Source organism: Pseudohongiella spirulinae (assembly GCF_001444425.1).
Taxonomy (GTDB): Bacteria; Pseudomonadota; Gammaproteobacteria; order Pseudomonadales; family Pseudohongiellaceae; genus Pseudohongiella; species Pseudohongiella spirulinae.
The window spans coordinates 2339879-2363598 of sequence record NZ_CP013189.1; the positions used below are offsets into that span (position 1 = coordinate 2339879).

Sequence of the window (23720 nt, forward strand, 5' to 3'; positions counted from 1 at the left end):
GCACTGAACATCAAGCATAGCGGCAACATAAAACCCCTCTGCCGTCTGAACTGTAACAGGCTATTCACGTTGCACATCATCTCTGACCAACCCTTTGGCCGCCAGCGTCAGAACCTGTTGACCCGGAAGCCGCTGATCGGGTCTCAGCTCATAATGTATACGCAGACCTGTCAGCTGATTTGATGACAACTCATCAAGTGCCTCATCGCATCGCGTGTCACACAATTCAAGTTGCAGTGAAGTCACACCTTCTACTATCTCTTCTCCAGGGTAGTAACCGGACGCCGGTCGATCCCGTCGTCGATACAAACCAGCCGGCTGATCTGCCCGACGCCCACGATGAGCAATGTAGAACGTGCTGCCGTTGATTCTGATCACATCACTGCCACTGATCGCAGCCGTTGGCCGATCAAAGTCAGCCTTGTGATGCCAGCGGCTGACCATCCGGGCACTGCCACTGGCAATATAGTCATCGAACTCGGCCTGCAGCACACGACGCAGAACGTGATCCGTATGCATCAACTGTCGAGACTGACGCAGCGACAGTTGATGCTGACTGATATCCAGATAGACCTGCAAGAAGGCCAGACTCATCAAAGAGCCGGCGACTAATGACACGAGAAGTTCCGGCAGCGTTACGCCAGATTGCCGGACGATAAAGTATCGGACTAGATTATGCAATCGCATCAGGGAAGCAAAACCGTTAGACTGAGACGCTGCCCGGTCGGATGACTGAACCAGCTGAGAGTCATACGTCCCTCAATATCGTTGAAATCGACTGCGGCCTCGCTGAGATGCAGCCGGGTGCGGTCCATCCAATGGTCAATCAGGCGCTCTGATTCTGCGCAAGGCAGGTTGTTGGCCATCATCAACACATTGAGCACTTCCTGCGCTTGCACACCTGCGATGTACTCTTCAATAGTCCGTTGCATGACCTGCCCGGCAGATGCCTGCCATTGCAGGGCTGTCAGAATTGAACCGCTGAGAATTAATCCTGCCACCATGATTTCAAGGCTTGAGAACCCCGCTTGCACACGCATTCAACAAACTCCGACAAATTTTTCTACGACACTGATTGTGTTATAGCCCCTGATTGGAGTTTGTGCTGACATTTCCTTATAATCCAGCTCCCCTTAGCGCATGGAAACCCGCCAGGCATGGAATACGATCCCTTTCTGCTGGTCATTCTGACCCTGACCGGCCTGGTTGCCGGCTGGATCAACACTCTGGCCGGTGGCGGTTCCAACCTGACTCTGCCCATGCTTATGCTCTTGGGATTACCCCCCGATGTCGCCAACGGCACCAACCGGGTGGGCGTTTTTCTGCAAGGCGCCGTCGCCGTGCGCGGCTTCCATCACTATGGCCGTCTCGACACCCAATCCATCACCTCAATCCTGGTTCCGACATTATCCGGAGGTGCGATTGGTGCAGTGGTTGCAGCCGTGATGCCCAATGTGGCACTTAAACCTTTGCTGTTGGGCACCATTCTGACAATGTCGTTTATCATTCTGGTCCGACCAGGATTCATTGCACCGCCTGAAGGCACACCGGTCCGCAAGGTCTCCGAGAGCAGAGGCGCCTGGCTGGGCCTTTTTGTGGCGGGCGTCTATGGTGGATTTGTGCAGGCGGGCGTGGGTTTCATTCTTCTGGCAGCGCTGTCTGGTGGTTTACGTTACGACCTGGTCAGAGCCAATGCACTCAAGATGGTCTGCACACTGTCGTTTACCTCTGTATCGCTGGCTGTCTTCATCTGGTTCGATCAGATACGCTGGTTGCCGGGACTGATACTGGCAGTCGGCACCATGGCCGGCAGCTATCTGAGTGTCAAGTTTGCGATCCGCGCCAGCCAGAATACAGTCAAATGGTTTCTGTTTGCCATGACGCTGGTGGCCTGCGCGGCGGCCTTGTTTTTCTGAAAGCCGCCTGTGGCGCTTTTCGCAGTGATTTCTTAAAACCTCACATTAGGTAACAGCAAACTAAGCTTCGCGCCGCCCAGCGACGATCGATCAATGTCGATGCGACCACCATAACTCTGCACAATATCGGCGACTACGGCCATGCCGATGCCCTGTCCCGGCGCCAGTGTATCGAGCCGGACACCCCGCTCCAGCACCACACTCCGCTCATTTTCTGAAATACCCGGGCCATCATCTTCAATAACAAGGCTAACTGGCAGTTCTCCATCAGTATTCCGGATGGCGCGAATAACAACTCGTCCGTGTCCATACTTGCAGGCGTTGTCCAGCAGATTGCCCAGCATCTCCATCAGGTCACGCTCGTCTCCCAAAAAAAGCAGCCCGGGTTCTACCTGCTGTTCGATTTTCACCGCCTTGTCCGCATAGACCTTTTCCAGTGCTCGACATATCCGCTCCGCGGTCTCTTGCAGATCCACCTGCCTGGCGAGGGTACGGCTGTTTTCTGAGCGCACGGCACGCTGCAATTGATACCCGACAATCTGATTCATGTGCTCTAACTGTTCCTGGATAATCTGAGCTCCGGAAGCATCAGGCGTCTTAATTGTATTTAGCTCTCCCTGAATAACCGCCAGGGGCGTTTTCAGACTATGTGCCAGGTCGCCCAGAGTTGTGCGGTAACGCTGCTGCTGCTTGCGCTCAGACTGAATCAACAGGTTCATGTTTCGGGTTACTGTATTTAATTCCTGCGGATAGTCTTCACTAAGCAGCTCAGTCTGACCCTGCTCAATGTGTGTCAGATCCCGCGCCAGCCGACGCAAGGGAGCCAGGCCCCAGCGCAATAACAAGAGCTGCAACACTAATAATAAAGCGGCCAGGCCGCCCAGCCAGGACCACAGGCTGGCCCTGAAATTACTGACACTCAATAAATAAGTTTGAGAGCTTTCCAGCACTGTAAATACCACTGGTGTCGTCCGGTTTTCCCAGGTCACCGCGTAGCTGCTGGAAAAATAATCAATTTCATCATTTAACTGCAGACGATTGAATACTGTGTCGCCACGCGACAGGTCATGGGTGAAAGGCAGCAAAGTCAGATCAATTTCCAGTGCGGATGATGTCCGCAGCAACACCTGGCCGTGGGCATCCAGTAAAAAGCCGTACAGGCCTGAATTGAGTTGGGAGAAACGCGGTTCGCGCAGATTCTCACTGAAGTAGAATTCACCGTCGGCTTCATCAACGGCCGCCAACAATACATAAATCTGTACCTGCAACTGCTCTGCTACGCCGCTTTCGACGCTGGCCCGAAATGCTCTGTCCAGCACAACGCCCGTCAAACCCAGAAAGACCGTTAACAGCACGGAAACCGACAGAAGAAGGCGATTCTGCAGGGAGTAGCGGTGATTGGACGGCATTGCTTAAGCGCTCATGGCCCGTATCCGATAACCCTGCCCACGAACCGTTTCGATTGGCTGCAGGGTCTGATCCGGGTCAAGCTTCTGGCGCAGGCGTCTGATAAACACTTCCAGGACGTTGCTGTCTCTATCGTAATCCTGCGCATACAGGTGCTCGGTCAACTCGGTTTTGGAAATCACCTGGTCAGGATGCAACATCAGATATTCCAGGGTTCTATATTCAAAGGCAGTCAGATCAACTTCACGCTCGCCAACACAGACCCGCTTGGCTGCCGTATCAAGGCTCACCGGGCCAGCGTTAATGACCGGACTGGCGAAACCGGCGGCTCGACGCATCAGGGCATTGAGGCGCGCCTGGATTTCTTCAATACGATAGGGTTTGACCACATAGTCATCGGCTCCGGCGTCCAGGCCGGCCACCTTGTCCTGCCAATCGCCGCGGGCGGTGAGAATCAGCACCGGATACTGTTGTCCCGCCTCACGGAGTTTGCGAATAATGCTGATACCATCCACTTCTGGCAAGCCGAGATCAATGATGGCAGCATCAAAATCATTTTCCAGAGCCAGGAACAGGCCTGTTTTACCGTCGGCCGCATCATCAACGACAAAGCCTGCCCGCTCCAGCCCCATTTTCAACTGCTGACGCAGGAGACTGGCATCCTCAACCAACAATATACGCATGACGGCTCACTCCCTGCTGACCACACCCGTGGCCTTGTCCACATAAACGGTGTAGATATTGCCTTCATTATCCAGCCGCACCCGAAAGCGGATACGATCTCCCTGACGCACTTCATTGATGCTGATGACTTCACCAGGAAAACGTGCCCGCACCCGGTCTAGCGCCTGGCGCTGGTTGACCGGCCCAACGGCTTGCTGTTGCTCAGCCGTTTGAGCCGGAGGCGGGGTTGGTTGCGCACTCAGATCGCCAGCCATAAACAGGGTCATGGCAAGCACAACCATGCTCAGCAAGCCTGGTAAACCGGCTCGGCGCGTCAGTTCAGAACCTGATAATGTCACAAGAAAAGTCTCCGAAATTAATACTGCTGAGCCTTGTGACACCAACACAAATCGCCGGACAGCCGGTTGGCCATCCATCACGATTTACAATACTGGCACCACATCAACACGCAGACGAATGCGCTCACCCGGATCGCGATCGGTGTGCACCGTGTACTCTTCGCCGTTGAAGAGGTAACGAACCTGGTAACCGGTTAACCGTTCTTCATCCCGGTAATGATTTACCACTTCGCAATGCTGAACAGTCTGATAACGGACCGGCTCCGGCCTGTTGTTGGCGGACACTATATCACGCCCCACAGAATGGCCCAAAACAGCACCGACAACCGTGCCAACACGTTGGCTGGATTTATTATTTCCCAATGCATTGCCGATCGCACCGCCTACAATCGTGCTGATCAGCACGGGTGTGCGGCTATCAGAGCGGTGTGCATCTTTCATCCGAATCTGTTCGTTCCAGCACTCTTCCCGAGGCTCGGAGACAGTAACTGCCTCGTATATTGGCCGGGTCTCAATGACATCAGCAAACACATAATGCGGCTGGGCGTTGGCCAGAGCCGAACTGAGCAGCAAAGCGGAACCGCTCAATGCGGCCACCAATAAACCCGCGCGTTTGTCGTTATTGCGTCGCATGACTCACCTCCTTCTGTTGTGAACAGTTGCAGAATATCGCTGCGGAGCTGAATAGAGACTGAACGGAAAGTCAGCTCTGCTTGTCGAGCCAGTTGTTTGCATCCTTGCCGGTTGCGGTTACAATCGTCCGGTCGCAAGACTTAATAAAAACGATAATTTACACAAAGCCGGACCCCAGATCCGGCGTGACACCCAAGAGAGAGCACATGTTCCGCAACACTTTGATACCTGCCCTGATCACCACAGTGGTCGGCCTGGCCATTATTTACCTGTTTACCAATCCCACTGTCGACAGCCAGTTTGCCATCACGGCCATTGTCCTGTTGGCAGCCACTGCCGTCAGCGCCAACCTGGCCACCAGGGCGGGCTCTGCCAACAAGAAAAAAACTGCACGTCGCCATTCACGACCCGCCAGCAACACGCCACGCGAGCAGGGCAATGTTAAATGGTTCAATGCCAGCAAAGGTTTCGGTTTTATTACCCGCGACAGCGGCGATGACGTTTTTGTTCACTTCCGCTCAATTCGTGGTGAAGGCCATCGGGTATTAAAGGATGGCCAACGCGTCGAATTTTCCGTCAGTCAGGGCGAAAAAGGCCTGCAGGCGGACGATGTTGCATCCATCCCGGGTTGATCCACCGGGCGAAAGCTATCGATTTCGTTAATCAGATTTCGTTAATCAATAGTGCGGCGGTTTTTCGTCCGCCGCCGCCCCTTCAGCGCGAGTCGCCTGCCAATCAAGAATCTCCACAAGTTTTTCACGATGGAGCAGCAACTCTCTCTCCAGCGCATCTATCTGCTGTTGTTGGCGAGAGATCACGTCATTCAAAGCGATAAGACTGTCTTCCTGAAACGCGATGCGCGATTGCAGATCTATAAGCTGTTCGTCGCTGAGCATCTCCACCTCTTTTGTGTTAGCTATGTGTTCCTGTGTCATGTTAGCGCGTGACGCCAGGCTGTGACAGCGTCGGTTTCATTTTAAACGCGCAACCGTGTAAGATTAATAAGTCATATCGTGTCTTTTGACTTGTGGCAAAGACGTCATTACTTAGTTATGAGCATTCAGGATCCGTAGTTTATGCGAGACATTTCCGAAAACAGCAGCGTAAAAGAAAACGCCCCCGTTAACTGGACAAACATGTTGCTGTTCAGCCTGACACCCCTTTTTGCCCTGACCCTGGTGCCGTGGTACGGCTTTACCTACGGTTATTCAGTTTACGACTGGACCGTCTTTGTCCTGATGATGGGATTCTGCGGCATCTCCATCACGGCCGGTTATCATCGCCTGTGGTCACACAAAGCTTACAAGGCGCACCCTGTGTTGCGCTTCATTTTCGCTCTGGGCGGTGCCTGCGCCCTGCAGAATGATGTGTTTAACTGGGCATCCGATCATCGCCGCCACCACGCATTTGTTGATAACAACGACCGTGATCCATATTCTGCCGGCCGTGGCTTCTGGTTTTCGCACATCGGCTGGATAGTTCGCAATTATGAAAGCGGCAAGCAGGACTTTTCCAACATCAAGGATCTGCAACGCGACCCCATCCTTTGCTGGCAACACAAGCATTACCTGACGCTGGTTCTGGTCATGAATATCGCGCTGCCGGCCCTGCTCGGCTATCTGGGCGGCAGCATTATGGCCGGCCTGCTGCTGGCCGGCCTGTTGCGACTGGTTCTCAGCCAGCACGTAACCTATCTTATCAACTCACTGGCGCACATGTGGGGTCAGCAACCATACAGCGACAAGAGTTCCGCCCGGGACAACACAGTGCTGGCTTTTCTGACATACGGAGAGGGATACCACAACTACCATCATACCTTCCAGTGGGACTATCGCAATGGCATCCGCTGGTGGCATTTTGACCCGACCAAGTGGCTGATTCGCAGTTGCGAATGGCTTGGCCTGACCAGCGATCTGAAACGGGTATCCCCGCTAACCATTGAAACGGCTCGCCTGGAAATGCAGTACCGCCACGCAAGCGAGAAATGCAATGCGCTGGCCAATGCCGAAAAATGGCGCAGCAAGCTGGAAGAGGAGTACCAGCAACTGAAGGCCACGCTGGACTTATGGGCCATGCATCGCCAGCAGTGGTACGAGGCCAAAACCACCCAATTGCAGGATCAACTGCATGAAAAATGGGATCAGCTGGCGTTGCGAGACAGCTACCGCGAGGTGCGTTACAAGCTTAAATTGCAGCGACAACGCTGGCAGGAATTGATGCAGGGTTTCTCCAACCTGCAACAGAACGCCGCCTGAAGCCACTGATAAATGACCGGACTCCCCAAGATGAAGAATACGACAGCGCTTCTGCAACGCATCATGGTTTTCTGCCTGCTGGCTGTGCCCGCCTCGCTGGCCGCGTCCACCGTGCCGCAAGGAGAACCCGCGCCGGACTTCCAGCTGCCGGGCGTACGCTCATCAGACGCGGCCATTACCTTGAGTGAACTCCGTGGCAAGGTTGTTTATGTCGACTTCTGGGCGTCCTGGTGCCTGCCCTGTCTCCGATCACTGCCGCAGATCAATACACTGTACGAGCAGTATCGGGAGCAAGGCTTTGAGGTGGTGGCTATCACTATTGACGACCCGATAGAAGACGCGCATGAGTTCCTCGAAGATCTGGAAGTCCCTCTTGCTTATCACGTTGTGGCAGACCAGACAGCCGAGGTAATGGATCTCTATGGAGTGGCTGGTATGCCGACCTCATTTCTGATTGACCGAGAGGGGATCGTTCGCAAGGTACATCTGGGATTTCGCGAGGGTGATACCGATCTGCTTGAAGAGGCGCTGCGAGCCATTCTGGCGGAGTCCGACTGACAGCAGCACCTGAAACCGGGCATTAGTCAGGGATACAGTCTCAAAGTCGGCTCATCCAGTGCTGCCATCTGTTCGCGTAATTCAAGGATGTGTTCGGACCAATAACGCTCAGTATTAAACCACGGGAAGCTCATTGGAAATGCAGGATCCGACCAGCGCCTGGCCAGCCATGCACTGTAGTGCATCATACGCAGGGTGCGCAGCGATTCAATCAACGCCAGCTGCCGGGCATCAAACTCCGCAAATTCCTCATAACCCTCTATTATTTCCAACAACTGGGCCTGCTGCTGATCACGTTCACCGGACAACATCATCCACAGATCCTGCACGGCAGGCCCACTCAGCGCGTCATCAAAGTCCACAAAAAATGGCCGATCCTCGCGCCACAGCACATTGCCCGGATGGCAGTCACCGTGCAGCCGGATAGTATGCAGAGCATCAGATGCGCGCTCAAAAATGTGCTGCATGCGAGCGATCAGATCCTTGCTGAGCGTCTCGTAAGCCGGGATCAGCGAGGCGGGTAAAAATTTGTGGGACAGTAAAAATTCTCGACTGTCTATCGCATAACGCTCAATGCTCAGCGCCGGGCGAAACCTGAAAGCTGATTGCGCACCCACCAGGTGGACACGTCCCAGGAAACGCCCCATCACCAGCAGGTTATCGGGATTATCCAGCTCCGGCGCGCGTCCGGCGAGGCGCGGAAACAGGGCCAATGCAAACCTTTGCCCCTGACAGTCAACATGGTGCAGAGTGCGTCCATTTATGGTCATCGGCGGCACCACCGGTATGTCCAGGTCTGCCAGCTCTGCAGAAAACGCATGCTCTTCCAGAATCTGGTCATCACTCCAGCGCCCGGGCCGGTAAAATTTGGCGACTAAAAATTCACCGCTGGCCATGCCAATCTGATAGACACGATTCTCATAGCTGTTCAAGGCAAACACCCGGGCGCTGGTTTCCAGCCCCAGCGCTTCAATGGCATCCAGAACCTGATCCGGCCCCAGTACCGCATAGGGGTGGGCCTGAGTCGCGGGAGTCATCATAAGCTGCTGCCTTTGGATCGAGTTTGGCGCGAGTATACTGTAAAATACCGCCCCGCACCCTGAATTCAACAGCATCCGTTAAAGGAGTCAGACCCCAGCATGACTAACGCAGCCGACCGCCGACAGGCACTTTTGGCAGAGTACGAAAACATCAAGAGCCGACAACTCAACCTTGACCTGACCCGTGGCAAACCAGCCACTGCGCAGCTGGATCTGAGCAACGCCCTGGATGGCATCCTGAACGGTGACTACCGCTGTGCTGACGGCACAGACGCGCGCAATTATGGCGGTGGCCTGGGCATCCCCGAGGCTCGCCAGTTTGCTGCCGACTATCTGGAAACACACCCTTCTCAGGTGATGGTCGGTGGCAACAGTTCTCTGCAGATCATGTATCAGTACGTCGCCAACGCCATGCTTAATGGCCTGCAAGGCGCTGAATCGGCCTGGCAGAACGAGGCAAAAGGTTCGGAGCGTATCAAGTTCTTATGCCCTGCCCCCGGCTACGACCGACATTTCTCGATCTGTGAAGCATTAAATATCGAAATGATCCCTGTACGCATGAATGAGCAGGGACCGAATATGGATGAAGTCGAACAACTGTTAAGTCAGGACCCGCTGATCAAAGGCATCTGGTGTGTGCCCAAGTATGCCAACCCTAACGGCGTGGTCTATGCTGATGAGGTGGTTGATCGTTTTGCCCGCCTGGGTACAATCGCTGGCGCCAATTTCCGCATTATGTGGGACAACGCCTATGCCGAACATCACCTGAGTGATGAGCCGCCACAGTTGGCCAATCTGTTGGAGTTAAGCGATAAATACGGCACGCTGGATAACGCCATCGTGATCGGATCCACCTCCAAAATCACCTTTGCGGGTGCTGGCATGGCATTTGTTGCTTCGTCAGAAGCGAACATTAAACAGTTTGCTGAATACCTGGGCATCTCTACCATCGGCCCAGACAAGGTTAACCAGCTCCGGCATGTCCGCTTCCTGAAAGACATGACTGGCCTGCGGGCACTGATGCAGGAACATCGCAAAATCCTGCAACCCAAGTTTGAGTTGGTGCTAAAACACTTGCGGGAGGGCTTGAGCGGAAAAACCATCAACAACAAAGCTCTGGGTTCCTGGACTGAACCGGCTGGTGGTTACTTCATCCTGTTCGATACGCAGCCGGGCCTGGCAGGTCGGGTAGTTGAACTGTGCGCAGCGGCAGGCGTCAAACTGACACCGGCCGGCTCCACCTGGCCTTACAAGAAAGATCCGGCGAATACCAACATCCGCCTGGCTCCATCATTCCCAAGTCTGAAAGAGATTGATGAAGCCATGCAGGTATTTGTACTGTGTGTCGAGCTGGCCACACTGGAAGCCAGCGAGAGCGCTGGCAACTAGCGGGAACGCTGGCGAACGGTCACGCTGTGTCGCTCCGCGCGACGGTAGCTTTTGCTGTCGCGCCCATGGTGGTTGTATTTCACTTTCTCGCGGTGGCGGTCCGATGACCAGCTGCCGCGTGTTGGCTTCCGATAACCATGGTAACTCTGCGAAGGCCGGGCCCACAGGGCGTGACCGGAATAGCTGTCATACTTGCCGTGGCCACGGTAACTGTTACCTTTGCGATGCTTGTAACTGCGATAGCCATAGTCCTTGCCTTTGCTGGCATAAGCGTAGTGATCGCCGCGCTTCACATAGCGAATACTTTGACTGTCGACCGAGTGAATAACAACCAGGGGTTTACTGACGGTGTGGTAAATTCTGACGCTGGTGTAGCTGTCTGCAAAAGTCGGACTGACCGCCAACACGCAGGCCACGGCCAATATCGCGCCAATGGATAATCGCCTTGTCATTGCTGTTATGTTCATCTGTGCTTCCTCCTGACCTTGTATCCTGAGCCCGCATCTGCGGACCCAGGTTCAGTTGTAGCGGAAGCAGCCTGAACGTTTGCTTAACGTCAGCCCGAATCGGGCATGAATCTCAGCTCTCGCTGCCTGAGCGATTGCCAAAGTTGGGCATGGGAAAGGGCATGATGTTGTCGCCACTGGAAATTTTGGCAATCCCGGTTTTTTCAACCTCATCAATTCTGATAATGGCCTGCAGCGGGATAAAACTGCGCTTCACATCCTGAAACTCAGTTTTCAGTTTTTCCTCGCCCGGATCAACAACAACCTGGCTACGCTCATCAAACAGAAACTCTTCCACTTCTATAAAACCATACAGCTCGCTCTGATAGACCTGGCGGGCAAAAATTTCATACACCTTGCCCTTGTTCAGAAAGGTGATGCGATAGATTTCCTGACGACTGGCCATAGGTTTCTCTTGAGAAGGTCATTCAGTGGGTGTATCCGATAAAGCGGCGTATTGTAGCGCAAAGCCTGCCGGCAGATACAGCATCTCCATAAATTAGCTGATATAATCCTCCTCTTTCGATAATTTTCTGTGTTTCTGCTATGACAACCAAGCAATCGACGGCCCCCGCCCGTAAAAAAGTGTACATCAAGACCCACGGCTGCCAGATGAATGAATATGATTCATCGCGCATGCTGGATCTGCTGCGTGAGACTGAGGGCGCCGATGTTGTCGACAACCCGGAAGAAGCCGACATCTTGCTGCTGAATACCTGCTCCATCCGCGAAAAAGCGCAGGAGAAGGTTTTTTCCCAGCTCGGCCGCTGGAAGTCCCTGAAAGATGCACGGCCCGACATCAAGATTGCGGTAGGCGGTTGCGTGGCCAGTCAGGAAGGCGAGGCCATCGGCAAGCGCGCCCCTTATGTCGATGTGGTGTTCGGTCCCCAGACACTGCACAAGTTACCCGGCATGCTGAAAAGCTCCGCCAAGGGACTGCCGCTGGTCGATATTACCTTCCCGGAAATAGAGAAATTTGATCGTCTGCCCGAGCCCAGCGTATCGGGTTGCCAGGCCTTCCTGACCATTATGGAAGGTTGCAGCAAGTATTGTTCGTTCTGCGTCGTTCCCTACACCCGGGGTGAGGAAGTCAGTCGGCCATTGGACGATGTCCTTGCTGAAGCCGCTCACCTGGCATCGCAAGGCGTGCGGGAGATCAACCTGTTAGGCCAGAACGTCAACGCCTATCGGGGCATCAGCCACGACGGGCAGCTTGTTGATCTGGCCACCCTGATTACCTATCTCGCGGCACTCGACGGTATTGACAGGATTCGTTTTACCACCTCTCACCCGACAGAGTTCAACGGCAATCTGATCGAGGTCTATCGACATGTTCCTGAATTGGTCAGCCACCTGCACTTACCCGTGCAAAGTGGCTCCGATCGCATTCTGGCGGCGATGAAGCGCGGACATACTGCGCTGGAGTACAAATCGCTCATCCGCAAGCTTAAAGCCATTCGACCGGATATCAGCATGTCATCAGATTTTATTGTCGGATTTCCGGGAGAGACACACAAAGATTTTGAAGACACCATGAACCTGATTATTGAAGTTGGTTTTGATACCTCCTTCAGCTTCATCTACAGTCCACGCCCCGGCACACCCGCATCGGATCTGCCAGACAACACCAGCGAGCAGGAGAAAAAACACCGCCTGACCGTGCTGCAGGCACAGATCAATCAACAGGCGGCAGCCATCAGTCGGGCTATGGTGGGCAGCACGCAACGGATCCTGGTCACCGGCGAGTCAAAACGGGGGCTCAACAGCCTGCAAGGACGCACGGAAAATAATCGCGTGGTCAATTTCAGCTGTGATGACCCGGAACTGGTCGGAAACTTTGTTGAAGTTAAAATTGTGGAAGCGTACCCTAACTCTCTGGCAGGCGAGCTTTAACTTGCTCTATACTGACTGCGTAATGTCTGTCAATTTCCCGGAGGTTTACCCCCTGCTGCATGGCTACTGAACAAAGCACTCAACGGCTCACGCTGGAGCCGGACAACACCTATCGCCTGGCCAATCTGTGCGGGCACCAGAACGAGCATATCCACCAGATCGAAAATTCACTGGCACTGCAGATCCGCCATCGCGGCAATGTATTTCAGCTCTCTGGTGCTGAGGACTCTGTCAAGGAAGGCGCCCGCGTCCTGGACTCACTTTATGCCATAACCGAAGACGGCACCGCCGTGAGTCCGGACATCATTCACCTGACCTTGCGGGAGTCTGGTTTTGTGCCTGTCACTGAACAGCAGATCAGCGTTCAGCCAAGTGAATTGACCGAGAATCTGAAGCCGGTGTTGATCAAGACACCGCGCAGCTCCATCAAACCCCGCGGCAAGCACCAACGCCAATATGTAGAGAACATCCGCCAGATGGATATCAACTTTGGCATCGGACCGGCTGGCACAGGCAAAACCTACCTGGCCGTGGCCTGCGCCGTTGAAGCCTTGATGCAGGACCAGGTCAAGCGTCTGCTGCTGGTGCGACCGGCGGTGGAGGCAGGCGAAAAACTGGGCTTTCTGCCTGGCGACCTGTCCCAGAAAATCGACCCTTATCTGCGCCCTCTGTATGACGCACTTTATGAAATGCTGGGTTTCGAAAAAGTCACCCGGCTGATTGAGAAAAATGTGATCGAGGTCGCGCCTCTGGCCTACATGCGCGGTCGAACACTGAACGGCTCATTTATCATTCTGGATGAAAGCCAGAATACCACCGTATCTCAAATGAAAATGTTTCTGACCCGAATCGGCTTTGGCTCAACGGCTGTTATCACGGGAGATATCACCCAGATCGATCTACCCAAAGGCACCCGTTCCGGGCTTGTTCATGTCCTGAAAGTATTAAACAATCTACCCGGCATCGGTTTCAGCCACTTTGACTCCAAAGATGTGGTACGCCACTCCCTGGTGCAGAAAATTGTAGAAGCTTATGATGCGTATGAGAAACAGTCGACCATCAAACCACTGAGCCAGGACAATGCCAACAGCAAAGACCGTGACGGTTGACATCATTCGGGATGAAGTCTTCGACGATGCACCAGACGATACGCAAATAGCCCGCTGGTGCGAGCTGGCTCAGCAGCAGGCCGGTCCGTCACTGGCTGCGGCTGACGCACGGCCAGTACAGCTGGTCGTTCGACTGGTCGGCAAAGAGGTCTCCGCAGAATTAAACAGTCACTTTCGTCACAAAAATTCAGCGACAAATGTGTTGTCATTCCCTGGTGATCTGCCTTCAGTGGTTACCGACCATCTGGAATATATCCCGCTGGGCGACCTTTTGATATGCCCGGAAGTTCTACGCACGGAAGCGCAGGAGCAACATAAATCGCTGGCTGATCACTGGGCGCATATACTGGTACACGGTGTTCTGCATCTGAATGGGTTTGACCATCAGAACGATGCCGACGCCGAAAAAATGGAAACACTTGAAATCAATATTCTGGCCCAGATGGCCGTTGCCAATCCTTATATCGACAGGAGCATTGAGACAGCATGACCGACGAACCCCCCAGTACTGGCGAAACCCGCCAGAAATCCTGGCTGGAGCGCATTGTGCAGGTGTTCAGCGATGAGCCGACGGACACCAAAAGCCTGCTGAATCTGATCAGAAACGCTGAACAGGATCAAGTGCTCGACGCCGATGCTCTGAGCATTATCGAGGGCGCACTGCAAGTGTCCAGTATGCAGGTACGGGAAATCATGATCCCTCGCTCGCAAATGGTCACCGTATCGATCAACGACTCCCTGCAGGAGATTCTGGATATCGTCATTGAAGCGGCTCATTCCCGTTTCCCCGTCACGGGTGACAATCCAGACCAGGTTATCGGAATTATGCTGGCCAAAGATCTGTTGCCGCTGGCTTTAACGGACAGCAACGAACGCTTTAATCTGAAAGACATGGTTCGCCCCGCCACCTGCGTGCCGGAGAGCAAGCGGCTCAATGTTCTGCTGAAAGAGTTTCGTGAAACCCGCAACCATATGGCAGTGGTTATTGACGAGTACGGCATGGTTTGCGGGTTGGTCACTATTGAGGATGTGCTGGAACAGATAATTGGCGAAATTGATGATGAATATGATGTCGACGATGAAAGCTATATCAAACCGTTGGGAGACTCGCAATTCATCGTCAAGGCGCTGACCCCGGTTGAAGAATTTAACGAGTACTTCGGCAGCGAGTTCAGTGACGAAGAAGCAGACACCGTCGGCGGCCTGCTGCTGCAAAAACTGCGTCACATTCCGGAGCGGGACGAGACCGTAGAACTGGACCAGTATCGCTTCACCGTCCTTAACGCCGACAGCCGTCAGATAAGGCTATTAAAACTGACAGTACCGACGTCCACTGAACCCAATTAATTTTTGTTTATGCCCGCAGGAAAACACAATCCAAGATGAGCACTGAAAGTCACACTCAATACCAGCCAGCCCAGGTAGAACAGACCGCCCAGCAGTACTGGGAGGAACAACAAAGTTTCCGCGTCACTGAAGACCCGGACAAGGAGAAATTTTACTGCCTGTCCATGTTCCCCTACCCCAGCGGCCACCTGCATATGGGTCACGTACGCAACTACCTGATTGGCGATGTGATCAGTCGACACCAGCGCATGCTGGGCAAGAATGTCCTGCAGCCTATGGGCTGGGATGCATTTGGTTTGCCCGCCGAAAATGCGGCCATGCAGCGCGGCATTGCACCTGCGTCCTGGACCTGGAGCAACATTGATTACATGCGCAAACAACTCAAACAACTGGGTTATGCCTATGACTGGAGTCGTGAGCTGGCGACCTGCCACCCAGACTACTATCGCTGGGAACAATGGTTTTTTACCAAACTGTTCCAAAAGGGCATGGTTTACAAGAAAGAAGCCGAGGTCAACTGGGATCCGGTTGATCAGACTGTGCTGGCAAACGAACAGGTAGTTGACGGACGCGGCTGGCGCTCTGGTGCTCTGGTGGAGCGGCGCAAAATTCCACAGTGGTTTATCAAGATCACTGATTACGCTCAGGAGCTTCTTGACGATCTGGACAAGCTCGAAGACTGGCCAGATGAAGTGCGCACCATGCAGGCCAACTGGATTGGTCGCTCAGAAGGTGTAGAGCTGAGCTTCAAAATCGCCGACAGTGATGAGCAGATCACTGTCTATACCACCCGACCGGATACCCTGATGGGCGTCACCTACGCAGCCGTGGCACCTCAGCACCCGCTGGCCGAACGGGCTGCCGCTGACAACCCTGCCCTGGCCGCGTTTATCGAACAGCAAAGCCACATCAAGGTAGCTGAAGCCGATATGGCGACCATGGAAAAACTGGGCATGGACAGCGGCGTCAAGGCTGTGCATCCGATCACCGGTGATCTTATTCCGATTTTTGTCGCCAATTTTGTTTTGATGAGCTACGGAACCGGCGCAGTCATGGCCGTTCCGGCCCATGATCAACGGGACTACGAGTTTGCCCGCAAATATCAATTACCAATCAAACAGGTTATACAAGCGGCTACGGACGATGCTGAATGCGATCTGGAAAAAGCGGCTTTTACCGAAAAAGGCGTACTTATCAATTCCGGCGAATTCGACGGACTGAGCTCAAGCGCGGCGTTTGATGCGATTGAAGCCTGGCTCAACAAACGGGGTATCGGCCGCAAGCAGGTCAATTTCAGATTGCGCGACTGGGGTGTCTCACGTCAGCGCTACTGGGGCACACCTATTCCGATCATCAATTGTTCGTCTTGCGGCGCGGTGCCGGTTCCCGAGTCAGATCTGCCTGTTGTGTTGCCCGAGGATGTCAGCTTCACCGATTCGGGGTCGCCCATCAAACGTATGCCCGAGTTCTATCAGGTCAAATGCCCTGCCTGCGGTTCCGATGCTGAGCGCGAAACAGATACTTTCGACACCTTTATGGAGTCCTCCTGGTACTATGCCCGTTATGCGTGCCCGGACCTGAAAACCGGCATGCTGGACGAGCGGGCCGATTACTGGCTCCCGGTTGACCAGTATATCGGGGGAATTGAACATGCCATTTTGCACCTGTTATACGCCCGTTTCTTCCACAAATTGATGCGCGACGAAGGACTGATCAGTTCCGATGAGCCATTCAAGCGCCTGTTGACTCAGGGTATGGTGTTAAAAGACGGCAGTAAAATGTCGAAGTCCAAGGGTAACACTGTTGAACCAGCACAACTGATAGAGCAATACGGCGCTGACACGGTCCGCCTGTTCACCATGTTTGCAGCGCCACCCAATCAATCCCTGGAGTGGTCCGACAGCGGCGTGGAAGGCAGTTCGCGATTTCTGCGGAAGCTTTGGCGCATTGTAGTGACTCATGGCACCTGTGAGGCAGCGTTTGACACGACCAGCCTGAAAGATTCACAGAAACAACTGCGTTTTAAAACTCACAGCACTTTGCAGAAAGTCAGCGACGACTATGGTCGCCGTCAGACATTCAACACGGCCATCGCCGCTGTCATGGAGCTGGTCAACACCATTACACGGTTCCAGGACGAGAACGACTGCAGCGCTGATAACCAGCAAAATCGCGCCGTGGTTCAGGAGGCATTGGAGATCGTTCTGTTGTCGCTGTCGCCGGTTGTCCCGCATTTCTGCCACGCACTCTGGATGAGCATGGGACACCAAAAGGCCATTATCAATGAGGCCTGGCCGTCAGTAGACTCCGACGCTCTGATACAGGATCAGATTCAGATTGTCATTCAGGTTAATGGCAAACTGCGCGGCAGACTGGACGTGAGACGCGACATCGGCAAGGACCAGCTGGAAGCGCTGGCGTTGGCCGATGGCAATGTACGCAACTTCACAGAAGGCAAGACCGTGCGTAAGGTCATTATTGTTCCCGGCAAGCTGATCAACATTGTGGTGGCCTGATGAACGCGGTGCGCGTGCTGATCCTGACACTGGGCCTGTCTGCTGTCAGCGCCTGTGGCTTTACCCTGCGCGGCTCAGAGTCAGCAGCGCTGCCATTCCCGACGCTTATCCTGAGTCATCCGGCAGGCCCCTACCCCTTGCGGGCTCCGCTTATCGAGGCTTTGCGGGCCAGTAATGTGGACCTTGTCGAAAACAATAACAGTGATCTGCAGCTCGTGCTGTCGGCTGAAGAACAGGAACGCCGAACGATCAGTATCAATACCCGCGCCGGCGCCGGGCAGTATGAGCTGACAGTCAGTATCCAGGCGAATCTTTATCGCGCCGGCCAGCACCTGGCCGGTCCCGAAACACTCACCGCCAGCGGCACATTCTATGAAGATACTGCCAATATCAGCGGCAGCAGCAGCGGTCAGGAATTGTTGCTGGCAGATATCAGACGCGAGCTTGCCAGTCAGGTGATCAGACGCCTGCAGGCTGTTTCCTTATGAAGGTCTATGCAGATCAGTTCAACAGGCACCTGCAAGGCGAGTTGCATAATGCGTACTGGATTTGCGGGGATGAGCCTCTACAGCTACGTGAGCTGACCGACGCCTTACGTAAAAAAAGTCGCAGCAACGGATATACCGAACGTGAAGTTTATGAGGTCGACCGACAGTTCGATTGGCGCACACTTCACGCCGCCAGCAGCAGCATGTCTCTGTTCGCCGATAAAAAACTGATCGAGCTGCGCCTTCGGCAGGGCAAACTGGATGAGCCGGCGCGTAAACAGTTGACAGAGTACCTGCTGTCCCCGGCCACCGATACACTGTTGCTGATGATAAGTCCGAAACTGGATAGTGCCGCTACAAAAACTCAGTGGTTCAAGAAAATTGAGCAGAATATTGTTCTGGTGCAGGTCTACGCTGTTGAGACTGACAAACTCAATGCCTGGATCAGCCGACGTCTGGCCAACTTCAATTTGCGGGCTGACGCCGATGCTTTGCAGCTTCTGGCGGATCGGATAGAAGGAAATATGTTGGCGGCAGACCAGGAAATAGAAAAACTATCTTTGCTGTATGGCAAGGACAGACAACTTGGCATCCAGGATATCGCCCGTAGCGTCGCCGACAATTCACGGTTCAACGTATTCTCCCTGATCGATGCCTGCCTGGCAGGAGATCCAGTCAAAGCAGTACACACGCTACAGCGCATGCGTGAAGAAGGTGCAGAAGCACTGATGATCGTCGCCATGCTGGCCAGAGAAATCAGACTGCTTATGAGCATGGCGCTGCAGATAGAAAAAGGCACATCCCTTGCTGCGGCTGTGCAAAGCGCTCGTGTCTGGAAAAACCGACAATCATTAGTCAACAGGACACTGCAACGCCATTCCAGCGATTCATTTCAATCAATGCTATCCCAGCTAAGGGATGTCGACATGGCAGTAAAAGGCCTGGGATCACAGTCACCCTGGATCATCCTTGAGCAGTTAATCTGCCATCTGAGTGGCAGAGCGCTCAAATTCCAATCCGCCCAAGCGTCGCAATAATTTCCCGTACGATCCGTTCGGCAACTGGATGATTTGCTGCAAATCTGGCTTCCAGGGCAATTGCATTGTCCATCTCCGGACTATTCGGTTCCTGACGCTCAAGAAGTGCGTCGATGTCGTCGTCCAGTTGCTGGGCAAGAGCCAGCGTTTCCTCATCCAGATCTTCAGCCTTTGACAGCTCGGCCTGGAGCTGAGCCAATAATGTTTTAACGCGATCCTGAGTCACAATGTATCCTCCGCTATGCAGGTCTCATATTAAATGGAGACCCAGCCGGGCACAAGCAGAACTGTGCGAACTCAGCTCTGCTATGCCAACGTGGAAGCATACCGATTTATCGTATCAACCTGCCCTGCCGGCCACTCTGGAATAAGCGCGCTGTTTCAGGCGACGGTGGAAACGGCGCTCGCGGCTTTTGTACTCCAGCCAGTAACGCGGCACATTCAGCAACAAGGACCAGCGCGTGGTATAGCTCACCCGTATGCTCGAATGACTCTTCTCGCCCGCCATCAGCATAGGCTCGCCCTCATAGATATCTGTGGCACCAGTCATGGCATGGACGTGTCGGATATTGATATTGCGTTGATTGGCCATCAGCAGCACAAACTGTTTTCGACATCGAAACGCGTCAAGTATCAGTTTTAACCAGATTGAAAACTGCTCCGATGCTGTTTTGAGTTTGGCGCTCATCCAGACACCATTAATTTCCATCATGTCGTAGTCGTCATGCCGAAAAAATTCATGCGATGATTTTACATCATCCGGCACAAACATCAGACTTCTGAATTCGGGCCTGGTGACCAACATGTAACCACCCACCATTTCATCGCCCTTAAACCCGGCTACAAACTGACTTCTGGCGGCGTAGTCGTAAGGCAGTTTAACACCAACATAACTCTCGAATCGGCTCAGAAAAAAATCAATGTCCTGCTCTTCTGTCAACGTTCTGAATTTAATCGCTTCCATAGTTTTATCCTCGGTAAGAACATGCCCACGTTATTTTTGTATACTTTGTACTGCGCGGCTTGATCACTCAACATGATCATTCGCTCTTCCTTGCGCGCCGAAATCACGTAAAACGCCAATAGATACAGGAACGTAGCCCACAAGATGATCGAACCGAACAACCATGAACCAGCAAACCATGCAATAATATATGAGACGTAAAACGGATGTCGGAACAGCCCAAACGGACCTGATGTCACAATACTTCCAACATGATTACTGAAGGCAAAATCGAGTGACTTTGCCTTCACAATCGACCACCAGAATAGCACCAGAGAAAGCAGATACAAGAGAGCACAAACCAGCAACGATAGTTTTGTGATGGACGTCACATTAAGAAATGACCAGACTGTCACAATCATCTGAACAGCGACTGCCAGATCATAGGTCAATGCAAGCCAGCTACTCGTTCCGCTATTGATTTTAAAGAACCTGAGACGCCCCCAGATAAGGCTGAAGATAATCGCGACAAACAGAACCAGAACCATATTCGCTAACATGCTGTACACCCTGCTATCTGAAATTGACTTGCCGCCTGTTATACACGGCTGTGTACGCTCTACGCAATTGCTGCGCTCTGTCTTTTATGTATAATCACTGCACCACAGCCTTACAGGCCGGAACATCATTATGAAAAGCGCCCATGAAAACAGATAAGTACAAGGCGTATTGCAAGGAGCACGCCAAAGAGTTCAGGGACGAGATGCGCGATGATGCATCCAGGGCACTGCGCAACTGGCCAGGCAAAACAGCCGCTCTGTTGCTGGCCCTGTCTTCCTTGTTAACCTGGCTGAGCCTGCAGGATAGTGGCAACCCCCATGCATATCAAAGTTTGCTGACCTACGCTTTCCCGATTGCGCTGGTATTTGTCTATCCATGGCTGTCGCTGCTTTTCGCAGGAATCGAGAAATACTCTCGACAGATACTGGATCTATTTCTGCTCAGCATTCTGTTCGGCTTTTGTCTGTCACTGTACATCGTATTTTTGCCACAGCTTGACCAGGACAATCAATCCGATATTTTCCTGGCACTGTCCGGTCAGATTAATTTTGTCATCTTGATGACCACGGCATTTTCGTATCACATCAGCTTCACTATTACTTTGCTGCGCAATTCCTTTTTTACGCTGTTGACCGCGCTACTGATCTATCTGATAAACGCCGACTATCTGGCAATCAATGCCATCCAGCTGATACAGGGGTATCTGGGGGGCATCATTGTCAGCTGGCTGTTCTTCAGCCGTATCCAGACACGTTTCTATTACAAGTCGATTGATGCAGACACCCGTCAACACCTCTACAAACAGCTGTCAAAACTTGTTTACCAGCATCAACTGGAACGTATCAAAGCCGGCGACCAACTTGAAGAAACCATGCCAGTGGATAAAAGCCAGGCGATTATCAACGTATTCGATATTCAAAGCTCAAGCAACATCAGACACGAACGTACCCAGGCTTTTTTCCTGCAGGTTTTTCGTGCCTTCTCACAAATCTGTATGATGGGTTACAAACATAACCCCCTGCAAGCCAGAGCCTTTCGCCTGAAAGAAACCGGAGACGGCTTCATTAGCGCCATCGGTTATCCGTTCCTGACAGACAACTCCAGAACATTGTCAGATCACGCTGTTGAGACTGCCTTGATGATGTTTCAGGCCTTTAATGAAGAAGTCCAGAAGTTCGGCTATGGCTACCCCATCAAAGCAGCTATGGGACTCGCCTACAATTCCGTACAGGGAACATTCCAAAGCAGCGGTATTCGCGCCTATGACCTGTTCGGCGACGCACTCGTCCAGGCGTATCGCTATGAAGAATTGCGAAAGCACCCGGAAATCGCATCACAGATGAAGATCCTTGCCCGCTCCAGAGGTCTGGAGCACTACAATATCCTGATCATTCAAGAGGTCATCTATAACACACTATGCGAGTCGTTCAAGGCGCTTTTCACCGCTATTGAACTGAATGCGGAAGCCCACCCCATCCCCCAGGATCCGAATGCCAGATTTATCTATCTCCATGTTCTTGAGTGACCAGGTTACCTGACTGTCACTGGGTTACTCATGAAATCAATAGCCAGTTACGCTATAATGCGCGCGCTTCAAGCATTAAATTCATCATCACAGGATGACAAATGACTGACCCGAACGCTTCTAGTAACGCGCGCGAACATACCGTTGAAAAAATTGGCGGCACTTCAATGAGCCAGTTTGATGCGGTCCGCCAGAACATCTTTATGAATCCGGCTTTGAACGGAGAATACTATCAGCGTATTTTTGTAGTCTCCGCCTATTCCGGCATCACCAACATGCTGCTTGAGCATAAGAAAACCGGCCAACCGGGCGTGTACGCACTGTTTTCTGACGCCGAAGAGCAGCAAAGCTGGCGTGATGCATTTGCAGCCTTACGGGCGCGCATGCTGGAAATCAATGGTGAACTGTTTGCGCCGCATCCAAAGAGTGAGTGCAAACTGGCCGATGACTTCATTCTGGATCGATTGAGTGATGCTGAAAGCGTCCTGGAGGACGTATCCAGCCTCTGTCAACATGGCCACTTTGCCTTGTCGGATTATCTGTTAACGGTTCGAGAAATGCTCGCCAGCCTGGGTGAAATGCACAGCGCATTTAACACCGCCAAACTGCTGCAACTCCACGGCATTAATGCACGCTTTGTTGACCTGTCCGGCTGGGCAAGCACTAAACACCTTAGTCTGGATGACAATATCTCAAAAGCTTTCGAAGGTATTGATCTGAGTCAGGAGTTACCTATCGCAACCGGCTACAGCCACTGCGAAGGCGGCCTGATGGCTATTTTCGACCGTGGTTACAGCGAAATGACCTTTAGTCGAATAGCCGTATTGACTGGCGCGCGCGAAGCGATCATTCACAAGGAGTTTCACCTGAGCAGTGCTGATCCGGGCATTGTTGGCGAATCTAAAGCGGTACCGATCGGCCGCACCAATTATGACGTGGCTGACCAACTGGCCAATCTGGGCATGGAGGCGATTCACCCTCGGGCAGCAAAAGGCCTGCGTCAGAACAATATTCATCTGCGCGTCAAGAATACTTTTGAGCCTGAGCATGGCGGCACCCTGATTACGCGGGATTATGTCAGCGATTCAGCCTGTGTCGAAATTATTGCCGGTCGCCAGGGGGTTTATGCCATCGAGCTGTTTGACCAGGATATGGTCGGCGATCTGTCTCATTACGAAAAACAGTTTCTTGCGCAGATCACCCGATATAAAGGTCAGGTGATCAATAAAGATTTGAATGCCAATACCATTACACATTACCTGTCTGCCAACCTGAAAACCGTCAAACGCATTCAGACTCAACTCAATGAGCTGTTTCCCGGCGCTGAGATAAACGTGCGCAAGGTCTGCATTGTCTCCGCTATCGGCAGTGATCTGAAAATCCCCGGCATGCTGGCACGAACCGCCAAGGCCCTCGCCGATAATGGCGTCGACATTCTGGGCGTGCATCAGTGTATGCGTCAGGTGGATATGCAGTTTGTGCTGGATGAAGATGACTACGAAAAAGCGATTCGTGCCATGCACGAGAAGCTGGTCGAAGTTTACAACCATGGCCGCGCCATCAAACTGGCCTGAT

Annotated in this window: 26 protein-coding genes and 1 pseudogene; 14 read left to right on the forward strand and 13 right to left on the reverse strand. The window is 53.0% G+C overall.

Going from position 1 to position 23720, the window contains the following annotated elements:
* Positions 1–60 precede the first annotated feature (60 nt).
* On the reverse strand, positions 61–618 hold the full coding sequence (locus PS2015_RS10725) for a hypothetical protein (protein ID WP_156412720.1): 558 nt from the start codon (positions 616–618) through the stop codon (positions 61–63).
* Positions 619–686: 68 nt separating this feature from the next.
* Complete coding sequence (locus PS2015_RS10730; RefSeq protein WP_156412721.1) at positions 687–1040, reverse strand: type IV pilus modification PilV family protein; 354 nt, start codon at positions 1038–1040, stop codon at positions 687–689.
* 117 nt (positions 1041–1157) lie between these two features.
* Between PS2015_RS10730 and PS2015_RS10735 the strand changes: the two genes are divergently transcribed.
* A complete protein-coding gene (locus tag PS2015_RS10735) occupies positions 1158–1916 on the forward strand; it encodes a sulfite exporter TauE/SafE family protein (protein WP_058022238.1) in 759 nt (252 codons plus the stop codon).
* Positions 1917–1948: 32 nt separating this feature from the next.
* Here the strand turns inward: PS2015_RS10735 and PS2015_RS10740 are convergent, their stop codons facing one another.
* The 4 genes from PS2015_RS10740 to PS2015_RS10755 all read right to left on the reverse strand — a co-directional run bounded on the left by PS2015_RS10740 (position 1949) and on the right by PS2015_RS10755 (position 4978).
* Positions 1949–3325 carry an ATP-binding protein gene (locus PS2015_RS10740; RefSeq protein WP_058022239.1) on the reverse strand — a complete coding sequence of 459 codons (1377 nt, stop codon included), beginning with the start codon at positions 3323–3325 and terminating at the stop codon, positions 1949–1951.
* 3 nt (positions 3326–3328) lie between these two features.
* A complete protein-coding gene (locus tag PS2015_RS10745; protein WP_058022240.1) occupies positions 3329–4006 on the reverse strand; it encodes a response regulator transcription factor in 678 nt (225 codons plus the stop codon).
* Between the two features lie 6 nt (positions 4007–4012).
* Positions 4013–4345 carry a PepSY domain-containing protein gene (locus PS2015_RS10750; protein WP_156412722.1) on the reverse strand — a complete coding sequence of 111 codons (333 nt, stop codon included), beginning with the start codon at positions 4343–4345 and terminating at the stop codon, positions 4013–4015.
* An 84-nt stretch (positions 4346–4429) separates the two neighbouring features.
* Positions 4430–4978: a glycine zipper 2TM domain-containing protein gene (locus tag PS2015_RS10755; RefSeq protein ID WP_058022242.1), complete on the reverse strand. Its 549-nt coding sequence runs from the start codon at positions 4976–4978 to the stop codon at positions 4430–4432.
* A 425-nt stretch (positions 4979–5403) separates the two neighbouring features.
* Here PS2015_RS10755 and PS2015_RS15810 point away from each other — a divergent pair.
* A pseudogene (locus tag PS2015_RS15810) lies at positions 5404–5610 on the forward strand (cold-shock protein); the annotation flags it as partial.
* 45 nt (positions 5611–5655) lie between these two features.
* Here the strand turns inward: PS2015_RS15810 and PS2015_RS10765 are convergent.
* Positions 5656–5913, reverse strand: a complete 258-nt coding sequence (locus tag PS2015_RS10765; protein WP_058022244.1) for a SlyX family protein — start codon at positions 5911–5913, stop codon at positions 5656–5658.
* Between the two features lie 141 nt (positions 5914–6054).
* Here PS2015_RS10765 and PS2015_RS10770 point away from each other — a divergent pair, with 141 nt between their 5' ends.
* A complete protein-coding gene (locus PS2015_RS10770) occupies positions 6055–7233 on the forward strand; it encodes an acyl-CoA desaturase (RefSeq protein ID WP_058022245.1) in 1179 nt (392 codons plus the stop codon).
* 30 nt (positions 7234–7263) lie between these two features.
* Complete coding sequence (locus PS2015_RS10775; protein ID WP_058022246.1) at positions 7264–7791, forward strand: TlpA family protein disulfide reductase; 528 nt, start codon at positions 7264–7266, stop codon at positions 7789–7791.
* A 26-nt stretch (positions 7792–7817) separates the two neighbouring features.
* Here PS2015_RS10775 and PS2015_RS10780 read toward each other — a convergent pair whose 3' ends face one another.
* Positions 7818–8828: a serine/threonine protein kinase gene (locus PS2015_RS10780; RefSeq protein WP_058022247.1), complete on the reverse strand. Its 1011-nt coding sequence runs from the start codon at positions 8826–8828 to the stop codon at positions 7818–7820.
* Positions 8829–8930: 102 nt separating this feature from the next.
* Here PS2015_RS10780 and PS2015_RS10785 point away from each other — a divergent pair, with 102 nt between their 5' ends.
* Positions 8931–10220, forward strand: coding sequence for an aspartate aminotransferase type Ic (locus PS2015_RS10785; protein ID WP_058022248.1), 1290 nt, complete (start codon positions 8931–8933; stop codon positions 10218–10220).
* Here the strand turns inward: PS2015_RS10785 and PS2015_RS10790 are convergent.
* Both PS2015_RS10790 and PS2015_RS10795 read right to left on the reverse strand, forming a co-directional pair.
* Complete coding sequence (locus tag PS2015_RS10790; protein WP_058022249.1) at positions 10217–10687, reverse strand: hypothetical protein; 471 nt, start codon at positions 10685–10687, stop codon at positions 10217–10219. The genes PS2015_RS10785 and PS2015_RS10790 overlap by 4 nt on opposite strands.
* Positions 10688–10799: 112 nt before the next feature.
* Positions 10800–11132 carry a DUF1820 family protein gene (locus PS2015_RS10795; RefSeq protein WP_058022250.1) on the reverse strand — a complete coding sequence of 111 codons (333 nt, stop codon included), beginning with the start codon at positions 11130–11132 and terminating at the stop codon, positions 10800–10802.
* 140 nt (positions 11133–11272) lie between these two features.
* Between PS2015_RS10795 and miaB the strand changes: the two genes are divergently transcribed.
* Genes miaB through holA form a run of 7 tightly spaced genes read left to right on the forward strand, consistent with a single transcriptional unit; the run spans position 11273 to position 19116 of the window.
* Complete coding sequence (gene miaB / locus PS2015_RS10800) at positions 11273–12619, forward strand: tRNA (N6-isopentenyl adenosine(37)-C2)-methylthiotransferase MiaB (RefSeq protein ID WP_058022251.1); 1347 nt, start codon at positions 11273–11275, stop codon at positions 12617–12619.
* 59 nt (positions 12620–12678) lie between these two features.
* Complete coding sequence (locus tag PS2015_RS10805) at positions 12679–13728, forward strand: PhoH family protein (RefSeq protein ID WP_058022252.1); 1050 nt, start codon at positions 12679–12681, stop codon at positions 13726–13728.
* A complete protein-coding gene (gene ybeY, locus PS2015_RS10810) occupies positions 13700–14218 on the forward strand; it encodes an rRNA maturation RNase YbeY (RefSeq protein WP_058022253.1) in 519 nt (172 codons plus the stop codon). Before PS2015_RS10805 ends, ybeY begins: the two co-directional genes overlap by 29 nt.
* Positions 14215–15075 (forward strand): CorC family transporter, encoded by an 861-nt coding sequence (locus PS2015_RS10815; protein ID WP_058022254.1) that lies wholly within the window; start codon positions 14215–14217, stop codon positions 15073–15075. Before ybeY ends, PS2015_RS10815 begins: the two co-directional genes overlap by 4 nt.
* A gap of 35 nt (positions 15076–15110) precedes the next feature.
* Positions 15111–17591 carry a leucine--tRNA ligase gene (gene leuS, locus PS2015_RS10820; RefSeq protein WP_058022255.1) on the forward strand — a complete coding sequence of 827 codons (2481 nt, stop codon included), beginning with the start codon at positions 15111–15113 and terminating at the stop codon, positions 17589–17591.
* A complete protein-coding gene (locus PS2015_RS10825; RefSeq protein ID WP_058022256.1) occupies positions 17591–18079 on the forward strand; it encodes an LPS-assembly lipoprotein LptE in 489 nt (162 codons plus the stop codon). Before leuS ends, PS2015_RS10825 begins: the two co-directional genes overlap by 1 nt.
* Complete coding sequence (gene holA / locus PS2015_RS10830; RefSeq protein WP_058022257.1) at positions 18076–19116, forward strand: DNA polymerase III subunit delta; 1041 nt, start codon at positions 18076–18078, stop codon at positions 19114–19116. The genes PS2015_RS10825 and holA overlap by 4 nt, the downstream gene beginning before the upstream one ends.
* Here holA and PS2015_RS10835 read toward each other — a convergent pair.
* The 3 genes from PS2015_RS10835 to PS2015_RS10845 all read right to left on the reverse strand — a co-directional run bounded on the left by PS2015_RS10835 (position 19085) and on the right by PS2015_RS10845 (position 20619).
* Positions 19085–19342: a DUF4404 family protein gene (locus tag PS2015_RS10835; RefSeq protein WP_058022258.1), complete on the reverse strand. Its 258-nt coding sequence runs from the start codon at positions 19340–19342 to the stop codon at positions 19085–19087. The two genes, holA and PS2015_RS10835, sit on opposite strands and share 32 nt — an antisense overlap.
* A gap of 114 nt (positions 19343–19456) precedes the next feature.
* Positions 19457–20080, reverse strand: coding sequence for a hypothetical protein (locus tag PS2015_RS10840; RefSeq protein WP_058022259.1), 624 nt, complete (start codon positions 20078–20080; stop codon positions 19457–19459).
* Entirely contained in the window at positions 20053–20619 is a 567-nt protein-coding gene (locus tag PS2015_RS10845; RefSeq protein ID WP_058022260.1) for a methyltransferase family protein, read from the reverse strand. Before PS2015_RS10845 ends, PS2015_RS10840 begins: the two co-directional genes overlap by 28 nt.
* A 143-nt stretch (positions 20620–20762) precedes the next feature.
* On the opposite strand from PS2015_RS10845, the gene PS2015_RS10850 reads away from it, so the two are divergent.
* Both PS2015_RS10850 and PS2015_RS10855 read left to right on the forward strand, forming a co-directional pair.
* The gene (locus tag PS2015_RS10850; protein WP_058022261.1) at positions 20763–22145 is read left to right on the forward strand and encodes a nucleotidyl cyclase domain-containing protein; all 1383 of its coding nucleotides are present in this window, start codon (positions 20763–20765) and stop codon (positions 22143–22145) included.
* 101 nt (positions 22146–22246) lie between these two features.
* Positions 22247–23719: an aspartate kinase gene (locus PS2015_RS10855; RefSeq protein WP_058022262.1), complete on the forward strand. Its 1473-nt coding sequence runs from the start codon at positions 22247–22249 to the stop codon at positions 23717–23719.
* Position 23720: the final 1 nt, after the last annotated feature.